Raw genomic sequence first — 17,388 nt, 5'->3', positions numbered from 1 at the left:
GCTACGACGATTGATGGGTGTAGCCGATCAGATCGTAGCTTCTAGATTTAGTTCCATCGATTTAAGCAACAAAGCCCATCTTCTTTGCAAATCACTGACGTTAAAGAGTTTTTCTAACAAAGGCAGATCAATGGTTTGCTTTCTTCTGACGCAGGTGTAGGAAACGAGTCTATTATTAAGACCATATATCCAAGTGACCTTAGCATACATGCTTCGAGATCATTTCGGTATATCAACTTGTTGATTAAAAGAGGAATAAAATGAAAAAGACACTATTAGCACTCACCAGTGCCGTATTTATTTTAGCTGGTTGTCAGGACGAGAAACCAGCAGAGACAACCACAGTTGACGTTCCTCAGGCGACAGAAGTTGAAAGTACGGTTGATGCAACTCCTATTGAAGAAGAGCAAGTAATCACGACTGATACGTTTGTCGATTCTGGCCACAATGCGCAAAATGCACTGGATTGGAACGGCATATACAAAGGCAAGCTTCCATGTGCAGATTGTGCAGGAATCGACACAACGCTAACCCTGAATGAAGACGGCACTTACTCATTGGTAGAGCTGTATGAGGGTAAAGAAGGTGAACCAATCAAATCTGAAGGTAAGTTCACTTGGAACGAATCCGGCAATACCATTACTTTGGTCGACGAGTCAGGTCCAAACCAGTATTTCGTTGGTGAAAACATGCTAATGAAACTGGATATGAATGGCGAAAAAGCAACAGGCGAGCTAGCGTCATTCTACAACCTAAGCAAAATGCCTTAGCGCTAATTCATCATTCAATTTAGTCCTGATAGAACATAAATCCGAGCTTCCCCCGCTCGGATTTTTTATTTCTCGTTATTTAGAATGAAAATCAAAAAAAGTCATCCATTAAGAAAATTAACAAATTCATCAATTGACGCAAACGTTTGCTGTTGATAGATTGCGCCATCTTTTCCTTTTGTAAGTATGTCGTATGCAAATTCTTAAACGTTTCGCCGCACTGGTTCCTGCCGTGCTTTCATTCTCTGTTTTCGCTCAAACTCAACCAATCCTAGTTCAAGGTGCAATGGATATTGAAACCAGCACGCTTGTAGAAGCCCTAGATGACGCAAAAGAAACCACCGTTGGTTCTTGGACTTTCTGGCAAGGTGAAATCGACGGCTACCCAGTCGTGGTATCTCGTACCGAAGTTGGCTTGGCCAATGCTGCCGCTTCTACCACGATTGCAATTGAACACTTCAATCCTAAATACATCATCAACCAAGGCACATCTGGCGGTCATGACCCTAAGCTTTACCGTGGTGATATTGTTGTCGGTGAAGCAAGCTTCAACATGGGTTCATACAAGTCTGAATTTACTGAAAAAGGCAAAGGCATCGACCCAACGAAGTGGCAGAACTTCGACGTAACCATGCGTTTACGTGAAGATGGTGAGTTTGTTGAACATAAACAGTTCAAAGCGGATCCGGCATTGATTGAAACTGCTCTTTCTTTGTCTGAAGAATACAAAAAAGGCAAAGTTGTAAAAGGCTTGATTGGTTCAGCGGACGAGTGGAACCGCGAAGTAGACCGCATCAACTGGTTCCATGAAACGTACGGTACATCTGTTGAAGAGATGGAAACCTCATCAGCGGCTTTGGTTGCTCAAGCTTACCAAGTGCCATTTGTTGGGATTCGCATCTTGTCGAATACTGACCAGCACAAACAAGACTTTGACCCGCAAACCGCTGTCGATTGTCAGCTATACACGATTGATGTGATTAAAGCGCTGATCAAAAAGCAATAGTCGCTTTTTGAATCGCAAAGGGAGGCACAACGCCTCCCTTTCCTATTTATAGGCACTGCTGCTTGAGCCAGTTTGTCAGTTTTATAATTTCGGTCTGACGGGCTCGGCTCTTTTTGTGCACAAAGTAAAAGCTATCTCCCGTCTCCAAACCGTGCGAAGGGATATAAACCAAATCTTGAGCCTTATCCCGTTCATTCAACATGAAGTCATTGGCAAACGTAATGCCCTGATCGTAACGAGCGGCTTCGATAGCCAGCAACATGTGGCTGAAGTGCTGCATGTCGATGTTCTTTGGAAGCTCATAACCACCCACGCTGCACCACTCTGCCCAATCTTTACCACGCTCACGATAGATGGAGTCAGTAGAAAGAATCGGATAGTTCCAAAGCGCATCCGGCAACGGCTGGTCTTGAATCTCCTTCCAAAGATTCAAACTACAAACTGGGTACAAAGTCTCATCATACAAACGTACCGCCATGTAATTACGCTTCGGTTTTTGAACCGTAATGAAACAGTCTCCGACACTGTCCGTTTGTTCAGGATCACCCGCAACCATATTCAAGGTAAGGTCGATATCGGGGTGTAACCGCTTAAAATCCGCCAGACGTGGTATCAACCATTTCACCGCTAGCGAACTGTATATCGCCAACCTTAAACTGCCCTTATCACCCTCTCTCACTTTCTGACTAGCCATTGCGATCGAACTGATGGCGGGGCTGATGTCTTCAAGATAACGAGCTCCCGTTTCCGAGAGTGACAGTTTGCGTCCTTGACGAATAAACAAAGCTTCACCGAGATAATCTTCGAGCAAACGTATTTGATGGCTTACCGCACTTTGAGTCACGTTGAGCTCCTCTGCAGCGAGTGAAAAGCTTAGATTGCGCGCGACCGATTCAAAACAGTGCACCGCTCTTAAAGGTGGCAGTTTCATTATCTAAAAATCTCATACTTAAACTAATAAATATCATTTCACTTCATCCTATGACATCCCCTACTCTTTGGCAAAGAAACAGGAGAGGAATAACGTGAAAGTCACATCTGTCGGTGCAGCCATGCTGCTATTAATTGTTGGTAACCTAATTGCGGTGCTTTCAGACGCTTTGATCAAAAGTGTCGGTAACGAGGTGCCGGTTTTTCAGTTCGTATTTTACCGACAATTGTCCGCTGTGATGATGTTATTGCCCGTGTACTTATTCACTAAACAAACCCCTCTAATGGAAGGCTTTAAATGGCATGCTGTGCGTGCTCACGTGTGGTTGACGGGTGCTATTTTTATGGTTTTTGCGATCTCTTCAATGCCGCTCGCAACCGCCAATGCGATCTTCTATGCAGCTCCACTTATCATGTTGCCACTTGCCGCGTTCTTTTTTGCTGAGAAGCTCTCTGCTCAGTCTATCGCCGCTGCCGTCATGGGCTTTGCTGGCGTGCTTGTAATTATTCGTCCTGACCAAATTGATTGGGCGGCATTATCAGCATTAGCGGTCGCGATAACACTAGCCATCAACAACTTATTGATCCGTAAGCTGCCAAAGAATCAATCCGTCGTCCACACGCTACTTATGACTAACCTCGCGGGTATTCCAGTATCTCTGCTGCTTGTATTTATCGAAGGGGAAGCATGGGATTGGAGTTCATTCCCAGTCGCGACAGGATCTAGCTTATTCATTATGATTTATGCAGCAACTTGTGTACTGGCTTACCGCTCTATTGATAGCAACAAAATTGCCAGTGCCGAATACAGTGGTTTAATTGGCGCTGTCTTCGTTGGTTTAATCTGGTTTGGTGAAGTACCGGATATCTTTATGGCAATTGGCACAGTGATGATTGTCGTTCCTTTGATTTGGCTATCCAAACGCGAGCGTAGAAAACAAAAACAAGCGCAAGCCGAAAAACAATTGGAAGAACAAAATCACCATCAAGCACCTGCGGCGTAAATGGACTAAAAAGCCGAGCATTCATCGCTCGGCTTTTTTACTTTAGGACGAGACAGTCAAATCTTGCCTCTCGCTAGTTATCAACTTACTGGTTTTTGATGGCGTTAATGGTTAACGCTTTTTGCTCTAACGCTTTAAAGTCAGCGCTCTGCTTAATTTGGTTCAATGTGTCAGTAATATCGAACGTTCCAACCGCCTGCTTTGCGGCCTCAAAGGGTGTCAGTCCTTTTTCCAATTGAAGGATGTCATAGCCTGCTGCCTTCAAGGTATAAATAGCGGCGGCACCACTTGGATAGAAGTACCCCCAGCCAAACTGAGACTTCACACTTTCACGATTTTGATACTGAGTCGTAAACGCGTAGCTATCAACGAACTTGAGCTCGGAAAAATTCGGTAGCGCATTTCTCAATGCCATCACTTCAACATGCCAAGCACTGCCTTCAAACAACTCTTGGCCAAGTCCCATATTCTTCGCATAACGCTTACTGCTGGTATCAATATTGATTTGCTCCTGAGTCAAAGCGATGTATTGCTTGAGCATGGTTTTCGCTTCGTCTTGGGTCATTGTTTTAGGCAAAGATTTAAACAGGTCCAGTACCGCTAGCTTGTAAGTAATCTGCTCTACATTCACAGGGTAACCGTTGAGCTCGTTGAAGTAATTGGCAGGGTCGCTAAAGTGCTCCAGTTGATAATCATGAAACATCTCATGCACAGCTAATGCAATGGTGTTGCGTTGATGCTCACCTTTTACGAAGGTCTCTGAGGGCTTATACACTTGGAGATAGTACTTCGCTCCGTTAAACGTATATTGCCTTTCATACGCCCCATTACCTTTGTTTATTACGTCATGAAAGACGTGCATATTGTTTTCGTATTGATAGATATTCAGAGCACCACTTTCATTGACGCCTAACTTTTGCGCTTCCTCTGGGACTTTGGAAGGATTGACCAAATAGGCAGTGACTGGCGTGCTGCTTTTTTCATCCAAGCGTAGAAAGTAAGCTGGCGTACCTGATAAGTAGTTCCCGTAACCGCCCCAAAGGGATTGGAATTTCAGTGCATTCACAGAAGCATTAAGTTGCTCGAAAAGCTTACTATCAACCTCACTGGTCAAAGACGTTTCGCCTTCAGGGGAGACAAGTTTACCTAGGCCGTATTTGGTTATCTCTTGCTCAGACATATTGTGTATGTTTTGTGCCGACGCTGCATTAATCGTGAAGTAGTAGAAACCTTCAGGGTCTGGCAAACCGATCTTCTTGTAGTAATCAATGTAAGGTTGATGATACTTGTGACCGACAGGGAAATCCGTTGCGACTTGGTCTTCGGTTGCCCATGAATGAACGCCAATCGTTGCACCGCTTTCAATTGTTCGATTTACACCAGCCAAAAATAAATCTGTACCGCCAGAGGCAATCTGCCCACTGCTCGCAATATGGGAATCCAGCTGTTTAGCACGAACTTGGTAAGCCAGTTCCAGGTTTGATTCATCATCAACGGAACCATCAATACTAATGAACTTAAGCTGCTTCACGTTACTGTGTTTCGCCATCATTTGCTCGAACGCCTTTGGGGAGCCCTGACAAATCACCCCTTGCAATTCTGCGATGTCTCCTTTCACCACAAATGACAAGCCAGACTCTTGAGCTGACAGTTGGTCACCACACTGGGACGTAAATGTGTTAGATTCCGTAGCGCTTCCATCTTTCCCTTCTGAACCACAACCAGACACCGCCAAGGCAATGCTCATGGCCAATACTCGTTTTTTCATTCCTTTCTCCAATAAAACACCGTTCAATATTGAGGAGCATGATAAACAAAAAAACTGCACTTTCTTCTGATTCTTACGTTCGCTTACACGCGCTTAAGAAACCTTCAGTAATGGCGTTTTTGTAAGTGAGCAATGTAAGTGCTTGCATGTCAGTCACTGGTGAAAGTCGTTGTTAGCATCAACTGCTATAGTTAAAACAGTAAATAAAAACTAGGGCAGTGCTGAATTCGTCATCGTTTCCATTAACTTCTGATCATGTTTGCATTCTAGGGTGACTCATCGCCGTGGATACAATTCATTCACTGCCTCTCTTTTGAGGGCCTGTGCATGCAAAATGGTTTCCAAACGACACTTCGATACCTAGTCACTTCAACACTTTGTTTCTTTGTTTCTTTGTTTTATTCAGTACTTTTTCTCATGCAGCTCAATTAAAAGTTGGGACCTATCCATGCCCACCCTTTGTGATCGGCTCAGTCGATACTCAACTGAATGGTTTAAGTGTTGAGCTGTGGGAATTGATTGCGAAGGAGATGAATGTGGAGTTTTCCTTCGAGCATCACCCGTTAGATGATCTGCTCAATGCCATTGAAGCTGAGCAAATAGACATTGGTGTCTCCTGTATATCCATCACACCAGAGCGTGAACTTTTCGCTGATTTCTCGCATTCTTTTTATGAAACCCACCTCGCCATAGCAGTAAAAAATCAGGGGTATTTTCATACCCTACGATCCATATTTTTAAACCCTGCGTTATGGCTCATCATTGGTATCATTGTTCTTATTGCTGGTGTTATTGGTGCCTTCTTCTATGCATTAGAGAAAGGGAATAATGAAAAGCTCTACTCAATGAAAAGCCGCTCAGGTCGCTGGATAGAAAGCTTTATTCTCGGCTTACTCTTCATCACTCGCGGACCGTTTAATTACTTCGAATTTAAAAGTTTAACCGGACGAATAGTTACCGTGTTTATTGGAGTGTTCAGTATGCTTTTCATCGCGAGTATTACCGCGGTATTAGCCAGTAAGCTCACTCTCAGCCAAGGTGCTTCACAGATAAAAGGGATTAACGACCTTGCCAACGTTGAGGTTGGTGCAAAGAATGCCACCACTTCCTCTCTGCTTTTGACGAGTTTCGGACTTCGTCACAAAACATACCAAGATATGCCCACATTGCTTGCTGCACTAGAGAATGGTGAAGTCGAGGCCATCGTTGCCGATGATGTCGTACTCAAATACATGATTGGTAATGGCAGAATATCAGGGCAATTTGATAATTTAGAGGTGCTACCTTACCAGTTAGAAAAGCAGAACTATGGCTTCATCATTACGGAAAACAACACGTATGAAGAAGAAATTAACCGTGCGCTTCTGCAAATTCGTGAATCACGGAAATGGCGCAAAACATTAGTCGATTACTTTGCCGATAAGTAATGTCGAGTTGCCATGAATCTTAATTTTCATTGAAATAAGAAAAAGCCCTTTAATCTAAAGGGCTTTTAGGTTCAACTAAGTTGGCAATTATTGCGGTAGTACTACTTTGCCATCTTGAATTGGGAATGTCTTACCTGCTGGCTTGCTTTGCATACGAACGGTTGTTGGCGCGCCAGCAACTTCGTAAGTGACATCGTAACCTACTACTTTCTCAGAAGTGGTGTATTCTGTGTGACATTGCTTTTCAGTTGACGTGACTACATCACCTTTCTGCACATTGTCTTGAATCTTACGACCTGTCATTGCACCTGCAACAGTACCGGCTGCAGTTGCAATCACTTTACCAGAACCACCACCAATTTGGTTACCTAAGGCTGCACCTGCTGCTGCTCCGCCTACAGTACCAAGTATCTTGTTGTTGTCTGTTGGTTCAACTTTGTGAGTTACGACTACATCTTTACATACTTGATGTGGGTTCTTCACCGTTTCCGTCACAGCTTCAACCAGCGTGATGTTTGCTTCTGTTGGTGCTGGTGGTGTCTTGTCTTTACAGCCTGCTAGAACGGCTACAACCGCAGTTGCGATTGCGATAGATTTCATATTCATGGTTTACTTCCCAGTATGGTTATCTTTGCTTGGCGGTATAGTAAATCTAGAAGAAAAATTTACATCAGGTGAAAACAAACGTCCGGTCATTAGCAGGTTAAAATACAGCGTTTTATAAACGCTGTGTTAGAGAAAACTCAGAGAAAGGTCAATTGGAGCGAGATCACATCAGTTTGAACAATGAATATTGCGTTAAATACAACGCTAAGTTGAGCAAACTTTAGGCAGGCACCATCCAGCGAGTCCAAAATGCTAACAGCATGGTTGCAAAAAGTATCCAAACCAGAGTTGCGGCGGTGAGTGTGCCAATAAGGCTCAAACGATAGCTGAAGTAAAATACCGAAATCAGATAAGCGGCGTAAGGAATCAAAGAATAGATGCCAAATAATGCCGTTTGGCGAAGTGCTTCCATATCTCGATCACTGCCCACAATAAAATGCGCAATCAATGCGAAGGTCGGAAACAAAGGCACCAAACCAGCAATATAGAAGCTTTTTGATTTAGAGAGCATGGCAATGATCAACACAGCGCAAGCTCCGAGTATCGATTTTAAAAATAGACTGGTCATTAATAGGTTAATAAAGTGACTACGCTAAACTCAAGAACAATTCATCATCCGTCAGGTATTTATGACGATGGCTGAGCGTTCGCAAATGCATAAACATAAAATCAGGAAATCCTGGTGCAATCATATTGTTCGGCTCCCAAAAAATGCCGCCAACAAACACGTAACGCCCTTGTTTCTCTTCTTCATGTAGTGGGTTATTGATTGGCGTAGTAAGCTCTGCACGACAGCCTTCAACAACACAAACAATCTGACCTTTGAAGATCCCGATCACTCGTTTCACAAGATTCGCTTTTATTCCACACTTCCAAGCTTGGCGCGTTGCCCACTCATAGCCGTGTTTATTGATCGCTTTTTTCTGTAGATGCACAACCAAATTCATCGTTCATTCCTGACTTGACCTTTGCTTGTACTATAACCAAATCGCCTGCTAGGTTTGCCGATATTAATTTATCGAAACCATAGAAGGTAAAAATCAAGAAACGAGAGCGTTACAACAATTCGCCTTTTACCTAACGATTTTTAGGATTTTTCTGACATCAGAAACCGCGTTGTGTTGCATAAAATGGCTGCATATTTATAAAAATAATGACAGCGATAGTAAAGGTGACGTATGGCTTTTGATGACTACTGGAAAAAGGTGCGCGAAAAGCACCTGAAAAGTGCCAATCTAGAAGGGCTTATTGTAAAGAGGATACGTGCGAACACAGGAAGTAAGCGTCTTCCCTATCGCATGAAATGTGGCGCACTATGCGAAATAAAATACAACGAAAGTTGCGCCACAGAGAAAGAGTGATGACAAAACATCACCCTTATTCATCGATAGCTTAAGCGTCGATAAGGTAGTTATCGCCTTCGTCTTCGAGGCGATCAATCAAAACACGGCACTCATCAAGATCGAGCGGTTGCTCAAAACGACGCTTCAAATTCATCAGAAAGAAGATATCTTCGCACATCGCTTTCTCTGGCTCATCGCTGATTTTCGCCACTGGAGAGCCATTGCATGACACCATTTTAATAACGATAGACAGAGGTTTGTACGCAACACTTTGTGCGTTCACGTATTCGCCCATATCGTTGGCCAAAAACGTACCAATACCAAAGCTGATTTCTACTCGACCTTGGAAGTGCTCACAAATATCCAATGCTTGGTCAAAGTTCAAGCCGTCTGTAAACACCAAGGTTTTGGTCATAGGATCGATGCCAAGCGATTGGTAATGCTCAATCATCTTCTCGCCCCATGTGTAAGGGCAGCCACTATCATGACGAACACCAGCGTAAGCATTACTTAGCTCTTCATCGAAGTCTTTTAAGAACGCATCGATACCAATGGTGTCTGTTAAAGCGATGCCTAACGCGCCGTTAAACATCTTTTGCCAACGTTGCAATGCTACCTTTTGTGAATCACGAACATTCACGAGCGCTTGGTGCCCCATAAACCATTCGTGTGCCACCGTACCGATTGGCGTGAGATCGAGCTCTTTCGCCAAATGGTAGTTACTGGTTCCAGTGAGGCTGTCAGGCAACTCTTCGCTCAGATACTGCAGCATTGATCGCTGTGCTTGAAACGAGAAACGACGACGCGTCGACATATCCGCAAACTTAAAGTTAGTGATATTGCGGCGTTTTAGTTCAGATTTTAGATGACTAACTTTCTCTTTCAGAACAGATTGGAATTGCTCGACTGGAATGTCTGCCCAACGTGCACGGCTGCGCACTTCGGACACAATACTCATGATAATGGTTTCGTAGAGAATGGTTTCTTTCCAAAGACCATTGATGGTGATGCATAATTGGCTTGTGCCATCAGCCATGGTTTTCGTGTTGAAAGAAACGTCACGTTGAGGGTTAAAACGAAATGCATGCAGAGCGTCAACAAACTCAGAGCTAAGATAAGGCGCGACGCCTTTCATGTACTCGATTTCTTCTGCCGAGAAAGTGATGTCTTGCAGTTTTAGAACTTCCGCTTTCACATCTGGCAGTAGTTCAGACAGGTCTTCTTCACTGCGAACAATGAATTTGTAGGACACCATCGCATCTGGATAAAGCGTTGCAACAGCACTCATCATATTCACTTTGTATACGTCAAAATCTAACGCACTTTGAATGATGCGAGACGAAAATAAATTGGTGGTCATTCGGAGCCCTTCTACACGCCCTTTTTCGTTTATACCCAAATTCCCTCAGCACGGTGCAAACCGCATCTTATTGTTTTCCCAACGAAGTTGGCGGGAAGTTCTCAACAAGGCAAACTTGGGTATATAACTTGTTGTTACTAACTAAATTGCGTAAACAATAAACACCCACTATTAGTTTGTCAACTTTTGTTACTAACTACTCTTTTTTATAAGGTTTTTACGCACAATAATCCAACAGCTATTGTGGATAACCTGAACATATACGCACATTCATGCTTAAACAGTATCACGAGAAAAATGCATGTACGTTTCTAACAATCGGTTACTTACCCATTGATTAACTACTTGTTATGCGCTAGATTACTTACAAATCAATCTCAGGACCCAATCATGATCGTAACTGTCGACATCATTCCATTCAGACTATCTGGCTGTGCCGATAAAGGGTTGGAAGTGTTGCTGATCAAACGCTCAAATCCAGAACGCCCCTACCACGGCGTGTGGGCTTTGCCCGGTGGATTTGTATTTGATAAAGACATGACGCACGAAGGTGGACGAGCAGCAGACGAAAACTTCGAAGCAGCGCGACGTAGAATCTGCCGTGAAAAAATTCACACTTACCCTCGCCACTTTAGCGAAGCTTTTGTCGATGGCGACCCAAAGCGTGACCCTGAAGATTGGAGCCTGAACATCACCCACTACGCCTTAGTAGACCGCAATAACAAAGAACAAATCGACAACGCTGGTGTTCCAGAATGTCATTTGAAGTGGTTCCCACTGCAAGCAATCCTTGATGGTGAAGAAACTCTCGCTTTTGATCACCAAAAGATGATTGAAAAGGCATGGCAGAAGCTGCGTGCCTCTATCGAATACACCTCGGTCCTGTTGTTCGCACTTGATAAAGAGTTTCTGGTTGCCGACATCATTGCCGCCTATCAAGAGTTCGGTATCGACATCAGTCGCATGACGATCAAACGCCGCTTGATTGATTCTGGTGTTCTAAAGCCAACCAACAAAGTCGCTTCCACCAACAAAGGTAAAGGCGGTAAACCAGCCATGGTGTACACCCTAGCAAGCGACGAAGTGACCTTTTTCCAAAACTGTTTGCGTGGTTAACGCAAGCACAAAAGACAGACAAGGAGTCTGCCATGACCGTTCGAGTTAACTACCAAACTACCGCAGTGATCGACGTGGATCCTGAAAAAGGCTTCACCGAACTTTGTCCTGACGAGCTGCCCGTCACTGGCGCATTAGAAATCGTTCCAGAGCTATTAAAGAACCACACTAAAGGTCGCTTAAAGCTCGTTAGCCGTGATTTGCACCCACCAAAAGCAGCTTGGGATGCAGAAACGCCAGCGAATATGCTTGAACCTGTCGGCCTACCTAATGTGGATATTAAGTGGAACCGCCACTGCGTGCTTGGTACTACGGGCGTTGAACTGCTGGACGGTCTACCTTCTGTTCTGGAATACGATTTCCAAGTCAACAAAGGCATGGACCCAGACGCACACCCTTATGGCATCTTTTTCCACGACGTGGCTGATACCAAAACTACAGGTGCGAATGAGTTCCTCAAGTTCAACAACATCGATACGGTTGTTGTCGGCGGCTTAGCGCTTGATTTTTGTGTGAAGAAGTCCGTCACTCAAGCTCTCGATTTAGGTTTCAAAGTGATTGTGAACCTAGCCTCTAGCCGCGCAGTATTGCCAGATACTATCGATGCAGTGATTGCGGAGATGGAAGAGAAAGGTGCAGTATTTGTTAGCAATGCAGATGACATCATCGTCGAGAATTTCGCGTAATTTGCGTCGGTTTGAACCTAAGCCCATCAGCTTTTGCTTAAAAAGAAAACGGTCCAACTTATCTGGACCGTTTTTTGTTTGTGGCATCTAAGAAGGGGATTACTTAATCACACCACACACAATGCGAGCACCGCCGCCGCCAAGTTTCGCCGGATGGTCAGAGTGGTTATCGCCACCCGCATGAACCATCAAAGCACGACCTTTTACGTCATCAAGTTTTACTCGTGGTGCTAATACTGGCTGATCCGCGACACCATGAGCATTCACGTAAAGCGCGGGTAAATCGCCAAGGTGATTGTCGTCCGTCCAAGGGAAGCCATGCTTGCCTGTTTTTTCTGGGTCATAATGCCCTCCAGCAGCACCACCAAGTATGGTTTTACCTTGTTTGGTAATGCTGTCGCACGAGCCGTTAGCGTGTAAATGGAAGCCATGCGTACCAGTGGGTAAACCCTTTAGTTTCGGCGTAAAAACGGTGCCGTAATCACTGTCGCTGATCATCACGGTACCAGTTGATTGCCCAGAGCCAAGGTCAATCATTTCTACGCTTACTGTCTCGGCAAAAGTTGGGGAAGAGAGAAGCGTAAGTGCAGCAAGCCATGTTGCTTTTTTCATACTGTGGGTCCTATTTATTGTTATTTATCAGTGTTGAAGTGATTTCAACACATTGGATTGACCATAGATTTCGGCAAACTCTTTCAAATTTAACCCTGCTTTATTGCGCAGCTCTGGTGAACAGTCCGCTTGATAGAGGTCTTTCGCTATGCCAATTTCACGCTTGATTAGTGCTCCCATTAATACAGTGTTACCACGTTTATCTTGCAGGCAGGCGTTAGCGCCAGAATCGAGCAGCAAGCGAACGGTTTCTCGATGTCCTTGATACGCTGCCACCATCAATGCGGTATAACTTTGAGTGTTACGTTGGTCGATTGGGAAGCCTTGAGAAACAAATGTATCGACCACTTCGTTATTGCCAATTCGCGCTGCGTCAAAGAACAGTTCAACCAAAGATTGGTATTCCTCTTCTAGTTCGTCTTCGGCAGCTAATAAGCTCAGCGAGAAGCTTAAAGAGAACAGAACGGCACTGAGCAAAAACACGGTTTTCATTTACTCACCCTCACTAACAGAATTTGAGAATGACCCACGGGAGCCCTGATTTTCGGGCAGAAAAGAGCAGATAAATCTCCCGCAGGTCAAAACTTATTGCTTACATCATCGCTTTGTTTTTCACTTGCTTAAGATTGGTATCTGTCGCTTCAGCCAGACGCGTACCGTACTCTTTATCTGCGCGATAGAAATAGCTCACCATGGTTTCCTTAACGTCTTTATCTATCACCTTGTTCAGGTCACCCGCTAAGTTAGCAATCAAATCACTCTGGTCTTGCTCGCTCATGCTGCGGAACAACACACCCGCTTGGTAGAAGTTGCGAGGATTGCTGATTGCTCTCTGTTGAACAGTGCCAACCAGCTTGGTTTCAACCGCTTTAAATTGCGTGTCTTCTGCCAGCGCCAATTTACGGCTTGGTTCGTAGTTCACATCACCATTGCCTTGCTTCGCGTTGTTGCTCAATCCATCTTGGTTATGGTTGTTCACTGATGCTAAAGGACGGTTTACTGGCAGTTGGAACAAGTTCACACCCACGCGGTACAGCTGTGTATCTGCATAAGCGAACAAACGGCCTTGTAGCAAACGGTCTTCCGATGGCTCGATACCAGGAATCAAATTCGAAGGCGCAAATGCCGACTGTTCAGTGTCTAAAAAGAAATTTTCTGGTAGGCGGTTCAACGTCATAGTGCCGACTTTTTGATCCGGCACATTCAGCCATACTTTGGTCGCATCCAACCCGTTGTAATCCAGTTTGCTCAGAGCTTCTGGTGACAGCACCTTCACGTAGAGATCCCACTTAGGGTAGTTACCACGCCCAATTTCTTTATACAGATCATTGGTTAAATGATTGAAATTTTTACCCTGCATTGCGGTTACTTCATCAGGGCGCAGGCTTTCGATACCTTGTTGGCTCTTCCATTGGAACTTCACATAGTTCACATCGCCTTGCTTATTAATCCACTTATAAGCGTGCACACCAAAGCCGTCCATTGTGCGATAGCTTGCTGGCGTACCTAGGTTGCTATAAACCCAAGTCAGCATGTTGGTCGCACTCGGCTCATGACTGAAGAAATCAAAGAATCGGTTTGGATCCTGAACGTTGGTAACAGGAGACGGTTTTAGAGAGTGCACCATATCCGGAAACTTAATTGAATCGCGGATGAAGAACACAGGCAGGTTGTTCCCTACCAGATCCCAGTTACCCTGTTCAGTATAAAATTTAGTGGCGAAACCACGAGGATCGCGAAGTGTCTCAGGTGATCCTTTTGAGTGAATAACGGTCGAAAAACGAACGAAAACAGGGGTTACCTTTCCTTTGTTAGTAAAAGGAGCGGAAACCGTTAAGTCACTAAAATCACCCGATGCAACAAACTCACCATGAGCACCTGTACCACGAGCATGCACAACACGCTCAGGAATACGCTCTCTGGCAAAACGCTGCAATTTTTGGATCAGGTGAACGTCTTGCAGTAATACGCTGCCGTTTTCACCTGCTGTGATTGAATTCTGGTTGTCACCGACTGGTGCACCGTTGTCTCTTGTCAGGGTTTGCGCCTGCAGAGATGTGCTGGCTAAGCCAACTGTAATTAATAAAAAGCTTTTTGACATCTGCATGGTTGCTCTCCAATGCGTGCTAACCATTTGACCAGTCGAGTGGTCAATGGATACTCAAAAGCTCTTTTCTGCCCACGAAGAATATATCTTCAATGATTACATTTGTTTAATGGGAAATAACGATAGATTTAATAGGGATAACCAATGAAATTTTTGAGGTTTTATCAGTTTAATTAATAAAACCTAGACTCGGGCTGAGAAACTCGATGGAAGAGATAATACACTGGCAGAAAAGCACAGTGATGAAAAGGACACCAGAATGCACCAACATGAAAAGTTAAATTACGTTGAGTTTGGCACGAGAGACATCAATGCGACTAAACAGTTTTTCGAGCAAGCCTTTGGATGGATCTTCGTTGATTATGGTCCTGAGTACAGCGCCTTTTCAGGTCAAGGCTTGGACGGTGGCTTTTATGCAGCAGAACAAGTCAGCCAAACAACAAATGGAGCAGCACTGTTGGTGTTCTATAGCTCAAATATTCACGCTACGTTAGCCAAAGTCGAACAGTTCGGAGGGCAAGTCATCCGCCCTATCTTCGAATTCCCGGGAGGTTGTCGTTTCCATTTTACCGAACCAAGTGGCAATGAGTTCGCGGTCTGGTCTGAAAAGCATTAATTAATGACAAGTAAAAGAGTAATTAATGATAGGTAAAACAATAACGTACCACCGCATTCGATAATTGACTCGAAGAGTTACAAACCCGCTCCCCCCGCCTTTTCATTTGTTGATAACGCGGGGCTTTTTGATTGCTCAAATATTATACAGTTGTTTTTGTTCTTTAAATCAAAAGCAAAGGTAAAACATGAAAGTTTTGAAGCGTTGGTTCATCGCCCTTTCTTTGGGCCTTGTGTTATCGGCATGCGGAGGGGGGGACGGCTCCTCTGTAGACAACAACTCCGCGTATGTTCCTGCGGAAAAAGTACAAGGCAATATCTTTTCTAATATCACTGGCGTCAGCTATCCCTACGACATCTACTTGCCAGAAAACTATGAAGAGCGCACAACATCTTTGCCCGTTATCTACGTTTCCGGCGGTAATGGGACGGGTCAGGGGTTTGGTAACCTTATCGCCAATGCCGAACTCGATGTCATTCTAATCGCCATTCATGAAGGTCCTCCTGGACGCAGAAATATTGATTATTTGCCACCAGGGGTCGATGACTTCTACCTTTTCTTAACCCAAGAACTCATCCCAGTTGTCGAAGCCGAATACGATATCGATCCAAATGAACGCACACTGGCTGGACATTCATTTGGAGGCGCAAAAACTGCACATATCATGGTATCAGAAGATATTGGGAGCCAGTTTTTCAAGAATTTTATTATCGCCGACGGTTCGTTCTGGCGTATTGAAGACACCATCTATCCTTTGGAGGAGGAACGTTATAAGGCTTTGCCATGGTTAGAAGTCACCGCTATATTCAGCTCAACACACATAGGAAATCACCCCTCCGTTGAGGCTTTCTATAAACATATACAAACCAAGAACTACATGGGTTTCAATTTACCGACTCTTATCGAGTACAAAAATTTAGATCATGGAAAAATGTGGTATCACACCTACAGGGACAGCCTCCCAATCTTGTTTCCAAAAGAAGAAATTTAAGACCATCAAAATAAGTCAGTGGTAGCCAGATTCGGAACTGGCGTTGCATTTCTGGTTGATCTCATCCTTGGTTTAATCCACTGTTAGCGCAACAATTAATCAATGGGGCGCTAGACCTCGACCAAGGATGTATCATGACTGCAGCCAGTTTTTTTCGCTTACTTTGTCTCGCTGCTATTTGGGGTGGCTCGTTTCTGTTTATGCGAGTCGCTGCTAATACGTTCGGACCGGCTTACTTAATCGAGTTTCGTGTTGCATTTGCGGCAATAGCATTGCTCTTGATAGCTTTCTATCTCAAAAAGAAACTTGCCTTCACAAAGCACATTAAGCACTTTTTCATTATTGGCTTATTTAATAGCGCCGTGCCCTTTCTGCTTTTTGCTTACGCTGCTCAAACACTTAATGCGTCGACCTTAGCCATTCTCAACTCAACCGCACCGATATGGGGCGCATTAATTGGTTTTGTTTGGTATCGCAGCCCTTTAACGGCAAAAGCCATTCTAGGTATGATGATTGGTATTGGCGGTGTCGCTGTACTTGTCGGTTTGGATTCTTCAATCATCGGCAGAGAGGCTACCCTCCCTATTGGGGCAAGCTTAATGGCTTCTTTCAGCTATGGGATTGCAACCAACTACACTAAAAATGCACCACAAGTCCCAGCTTTTGACAACGCACACGGCAGTATGTGGGCAGCGGTTATTTGGGTACTTCCGCTACTGCCATTTTTACCAATGCGTGCAGAACCAACCAGTATAGAGTGGAGCTCTGTGGTTGCTCTCGGTGTGGTTTGTACAGGTTTGGCTTATTTGCTTTACTTCCGCCTAGTTTCTGAAATTGGCCCTGCTTCGGCTCTCACCGTCACTTTCCTTGTGCCCGTTTTCGGTATTCTATGGGGCTACCTAGTTTTGGATGAGCCAGTCGGTTTCAACACCATCATAGGGACCATTCTGGTGCTTAGTGGGACAATGTTGGTGACAGGCTTCTCTCCTGCCGCAATGTTGGCGAAACGAAAAGAGAAGTTGCATAGACGTTTTTAGTCGTCACAA

The 17,388-nt window shown here is 44.4% G+C and carries 18 protein-coding genes and 1 pseudogene; 10 read left to right on the top strand and 9 right to left on the bottom strand.

What is annotated here, in order from left to right; translation table 11 throughout:
* The first annotated feature begins 260 nt into the window (after nt 1–260).
* Nucleotides 261–770, top strand: coding sequence for a copper resistance protein NlpE (locus OQJ86_RS10455; protein ID WP_042604679.1), 510 nt, complete (start codon nt 261–263; stop codon nt 768–770).
* 193 nt (nt 771–963) lie between these two features.
* Nucleotides 964–1,776 (top strand): 5'-methylthioadenosine/S-adenosylhomocysteine nucleosidase, encoded by an 813-nt coding sequence (locus tag OQJ86_RS10450; protein ID WP_038864961.1) that lies wholly within the window; start codon nt 964–966, stop codon nt 1,774–1,776.
* Nucleotides 1,777–1,822: 46 nt separating this feature from the next.
* Here OQJ86_RS10450 and OQJ86_RS10445 read toward each other — a convergent pair whose 3' ends face one another.
* Complete coding sequence (locus tag OQJ86_RS10445; RefSeq protein WP_038864959.1) at nt 1,823–2,707, bottom strand: LysR family transcriptional regulator; 885 nt, start codon at nt 2,705–2,707, stop codon at nt 1,823–1,825.
* 94 nt (nt 2,708–2,801) lie between these two features.
* Here OQJ86_RS10445 and OQJ86_RS10440 point away from each other — a divergent pair, with 94 nt between their 5' ends.
* Nucleotides 2,802–3,710, top strand: coding sequence for a DMT family transporter (locus tag OQJ86_RS10440; RefSeq protein WP_039975560.1), 909 nt, complete (start codon nt 2,802–2,804; stop codon nt 3,708–3,710).
* A gap of 85 nt (nt 3,711–3,795) precedes the next feature.
* Here the strand turns inward: OQJ86_RS10440 and OQJ86_RS10435 are convergent, their stop codons facing one another.
* The gene (locus OQJ86_RS10435) at nt 3,796–5,478 is read right to left on the bottom strand and encodes a hypothetical protein (RefSeq protein WP_265987681.1); all 1,683 of its coding nucleotides are present in this window, start codon (nt 5,476–5,478) and stop codon (nt 3,796–3,798) included.
* A gap of 327 nt (nt 5,479–5,805) precedes the next feature.
* Between OQJ86_RS10435 and OQJ86_RS10430 the strand changes: the two are divergent.
* Nucleotides 5,806–6,905: pseudogene (locus OQJ86_RS10430) on the top strand (transporter substrate-binding domain-containing protein).
* Nucleotides 6,906–6,992: 87 nt separating this feature from the next.
* On the opposite strand, the gene OQJ86_RS10425 reads toward OQJ86_RS10430, so the two are convergent.
* The 3 genes from OQJ86_RS10425 to OQJ86_RS10415 form a co-directional block, all read right to left on the bottom strand.
* Complete coding sequence (locus tag OQJ86_RS10425) at nt 6,993–7,511, bottom strand: glycine zipper 2TM domain-containing protein (protein WP_038869168.1); 519 nt, start codon at nt 7,509–7,511, stop codon at nt 6,993–6,995.
* 220 nt (nt 7,512–7,731) lie between these two features.
* Entirely contained in the window at nt 7,732–8,079 is a 348-nt protein-coding gene (locus OQJ86_RS10420) for a GlpM family protein (protein ID WP_038869166.1), read from the bottom strand.
* Between the two features lie 19 nt (nt 8,080–8,098).
* Nucleotides 8,099–8,458 (bottom strand): hypothetical protein, encoded by a 360-nt coding sequence (locus OQJ86_RS10415; RefSeq protein ID WP_038869165.1) that lies wholly within the window; start codon nt 8,456–8,458, stop codon nt 8,099–8,101.
* 231 nt (nt 8,459–8,689) lie between these two features.
* Between OQJ86_RS10415 and OQJ86_RS26600 the strand changes: the two genes are divergently transcribed.
* Entirely contained in the window at nt 8,690–8,872 is a 183-nt protein-coding gene (locus tag OQJ86_RS26600; RefSeq protein ID WP_038869163.1) for a hypothetical protein, read from the top strand.
* A 31-nt stretch (nt 8,873–8,903) separates the two neighbouring features.
* Here the strand turns inward: OQJ86_RS26600 and pncB are convergent, their stop codons facing one another.
* Nucleotides 8,904–10,214, bottom strand: coding sequence for a nicotinate phosphoribosyltransferase (pncB, locus tag OQJ86_RS10410; RefSeq protein ID WP_265987678.1), 1,311 nt, complete (start codon nt 10,212–10,214; stop codon nt 8,904–8,906).
* 390 nt (nt 10,215–10,604) lie between these two features.
* On the opposite strand from pncB, the gene OQJ86_RS10405 reads away from it, so the two are divergent.
* Both OQJ86_RS10405 and OQJ86_RS10400 read left to right on the top strand, forming a co-directional pair.
* Nucleotides 10,605–11,330, top strand: coding sequence for an NUDIX domain-containing protein (locus OQJ86_RS10405; protein WP_005436370.1), 726 nt, complete (start codon nt 10,605–10,607; stop codon nt 11,328–11,330).
* Nucleotides 11,331–11,362: 32 nt separating this feature from the next.
* On the top strand, nt 11,363–12,016 hold the full coding sequence (locus tag OQJ86_RS10400; protein ID WP_265987677.1) for a nicotinamidase: 654 nt from the start codon (nt 11,363–11,365) through the stop codon (nt 12,014–12,016).
* A gap of 99 nt (nt 12,017–12,115) precedes the next feature.
* Here the strand turns inward: OQJ86_RS10400 and sodC are convergent, their stop codons facing one another.
* The 3 genes from sodC to OQJ86_RS10385 form a co-directional block, all read right to left on the bottom strand.
* Nucleotides 12,116–12,628, bottom strand: coding sequence for a superoxide dismutase [Cu-Zn] SodC (gene sodC / locus OQJ86_RS10395; protein ID WP_265987676.1), 513 nt, complete (start codon nt 12,626–12,628; stop codon nt 12,116–12,118).
* 27 nt (nt 12,629–12,655) lie between these two features.
* Nucleotides 12,656–13,120: an ankyrin repeat domain-containing protein gene (locus tag OQJ86_RS10390; protein WP_265987675.1), complete on the bottom strand. Its 465-nt coding sequence runs from the start codon at nt 13,118–13,120 to the stop codon at nt 12,656–12,658.
* Nucleotides 13,121–13,220: 100 nt separating this feature from the next.
* Entirely contained in the window at nt 13,221–14,735 is a 1,515-nt protein-coding gene (locus OQJ86_RS10385) for a catalase (RefSeq protein WP_265987674.1), read from the bottom strand.
* 259 nt (nt 14,736–14,994) lie between these two features.
* Between OQJ86_RS10385 and OQJ86_RS10380 the strand changes: the two genes are divergently transcribed.
* The 3 genes from OQJ86_RS10380 to OQJ86_RS10370 all read left to right on the top strand — a co-directional run bounded on the left by OQJ86_RS10380 (nt 14,995) and on the right by OQJ86_RS10370 (nt 17,379).
* Nucleotides 14,995–15,351 (top strand): VOC family protein, encoded by a 357-nt coding sequence (locus tag OQJ86_RS10380; RefSeq protein WP_265987673.1) that lies wholly within the window; start codon nt 14,995–14,997, stop codon nt 15,349–15,351.
* Between the two features lie 187 nt (nt 15,352–15,538).
* Entirely contained in the window at nt 15,539–16,342 is an 804-nt protein-coding gene (locus OQJ86_RS10375) for an alpha/beta hydrolase (RefSeq protein ID WP_265987672.1), read from the top strand.
* 134 nt (nt 16,343–16,476) lie between these two features.
* Nucleotides 16,477–17,379 carry a DMT family transporter gene (locus tag OQJ86_RS10370; RefSeq protein ID WP_042602045.1) on the top strand — a complete coding sequence of 301 codons (903 nt, stop codon included), beginning with the start codon at nt 16,477–16,479 and terminating at the stop codon, nt 17,377–17,379.
* Nucleotides 17,380–17,388: the final 9 nt, after the last annotated feature.

This window comes from Vibrio sp. Sgm 5 (genome assembly GCF_026241575.1).
In the GTDB taxonomy this organism is placed as follows: Bacteria; Pseudomonadota; Gammaproteobacteria; order Enterobacterales; family Vibrionaceae; genus Vibrio; species Vibrio jasicida.
Note: the sequence above shows the minus strand (reverse complement) of the source record. Positions and strands in the feature narration are given on the sequence as shown.

Bases quoted from the DNA above. Each gene is read 5' to 3' on its own strand.
- OQJ86_RS10455 (WP_042604679.1), top strand. From the start codon at position 261: ATGAAAAAGACACTATTAGCACTCACCAGTGCCGTATTTATTTTAGCT.
- OQJ86_RS10450 (WP_038864961.1), top strand. From the start codon at position 964: ATGCAAATTCTTAAACGTTTCGCCGCACTGGTTCCTGCCGTGCTTTCA.
- OQJ86_RS10445 (WP_038864959.1), bottom strand. From the start codon at position 2,707: ATGAAACTGCCACCTTTAAGAGCGGTGCACTGTTTTGAATCGGTCGCG.
- OQJ86_RS10435 (WP_265987681.1), bottom strand. From the start codon at position 5,478: ATGAAAAAACGAGTATTGGCCATGAGCATTGCCTTGGCGGTGTCTGGT.
- OQJ86_RS10425 (WP_038869168.1), bottom strand. From the start codon at position 7,511: ATGAATATGAAATCTATCGCAATCGCAACTGCGGTTGTAGCCGTTCTA.
- OQJ86_RS10420 (WP_038869166.1), bottom strand. From the start codon at position 8,079: ATGACCAGTCTATTTTTAAAATCGATACTCGGAGCTTGCGCTGTGTTG.
- OQJ86_RS10415 (WP_038869165.1), bottom strand. From the start codon at position 8,458: ATGAATTTGGTTGTGCATCTACAGAAAAAAGCGATCAATAAACACGGC.
- OQJ86_RS26600 (WP_038869163.1), top strand. From the start codon at position 8,690: ATGGCTTTTGATGACTACTGGAAAAAGGTGCGCGAAAAGCACCTGAAA.
- pncB (WP_265987678.1), bottom strand. From the start codon at position 10,214: ATGACCACCAATTTATTTTCGTCTCGCATCATTCAAAGTGCGTTAGAT.
- OQJ86_RS10405 (WP_005436370.1), top strand. From the start codon at position 10,605: ATGATCGTAACTGTCGACATCATTCCATTCAGACTATCTGGCTGTGCC.
- OQJ86_RS10400 (WP_265987677.1), top strand. From the start codon at position 11,363: ATGACCGTTCGAGTTAACTACCAAACTACCGCAGTGATCGACGTGGAT.
- sodC (WP_265987676.1), bottom strand. From the start codon at position 12,628: ATGAAAAAAGCAACATGGCTTGCTGCACTTACGCTTCTCTCTTCCCCA.
- OQJ86_RS10390 (WP_265987675.1), bottom strand. From the start codon at position 13,120: ATGAAAACCGTGTTTTTGCTCAGTGCCGTTCTGTTCTCTTTAAGCTTC.
- OQJ86_RS10385 (WP_265987674.1), bottom strand. From the start codon at position 14,735: ATGCAGATGTCAAAAAGCTTTTTATTAATTACAGTTGGCTTAGCCAGC.
- OQJ86_RS10380 (WP_265987673.1), top strand. From the start codon at position 14,995: ATGCACCAACATGAAAAGTTAAATTACGTTGAGTTTGGCACGAGAGAC.
- OQJ86_RS10375 (WP_265987672.1), top strand. From the start codon at position 15,539: ATGAAAGTTTTGAAGCGTTGGTTCATCGCCCTTTCTTTGGGCCTTGTG.
- OQJ86_RS10370 (WP_042602045.1), top strand. From the start codon at position 16,477: ATGACTGCAGCCAGTTTTTTTCGCTTACTTTGTCTCGCTGCTATTTGG.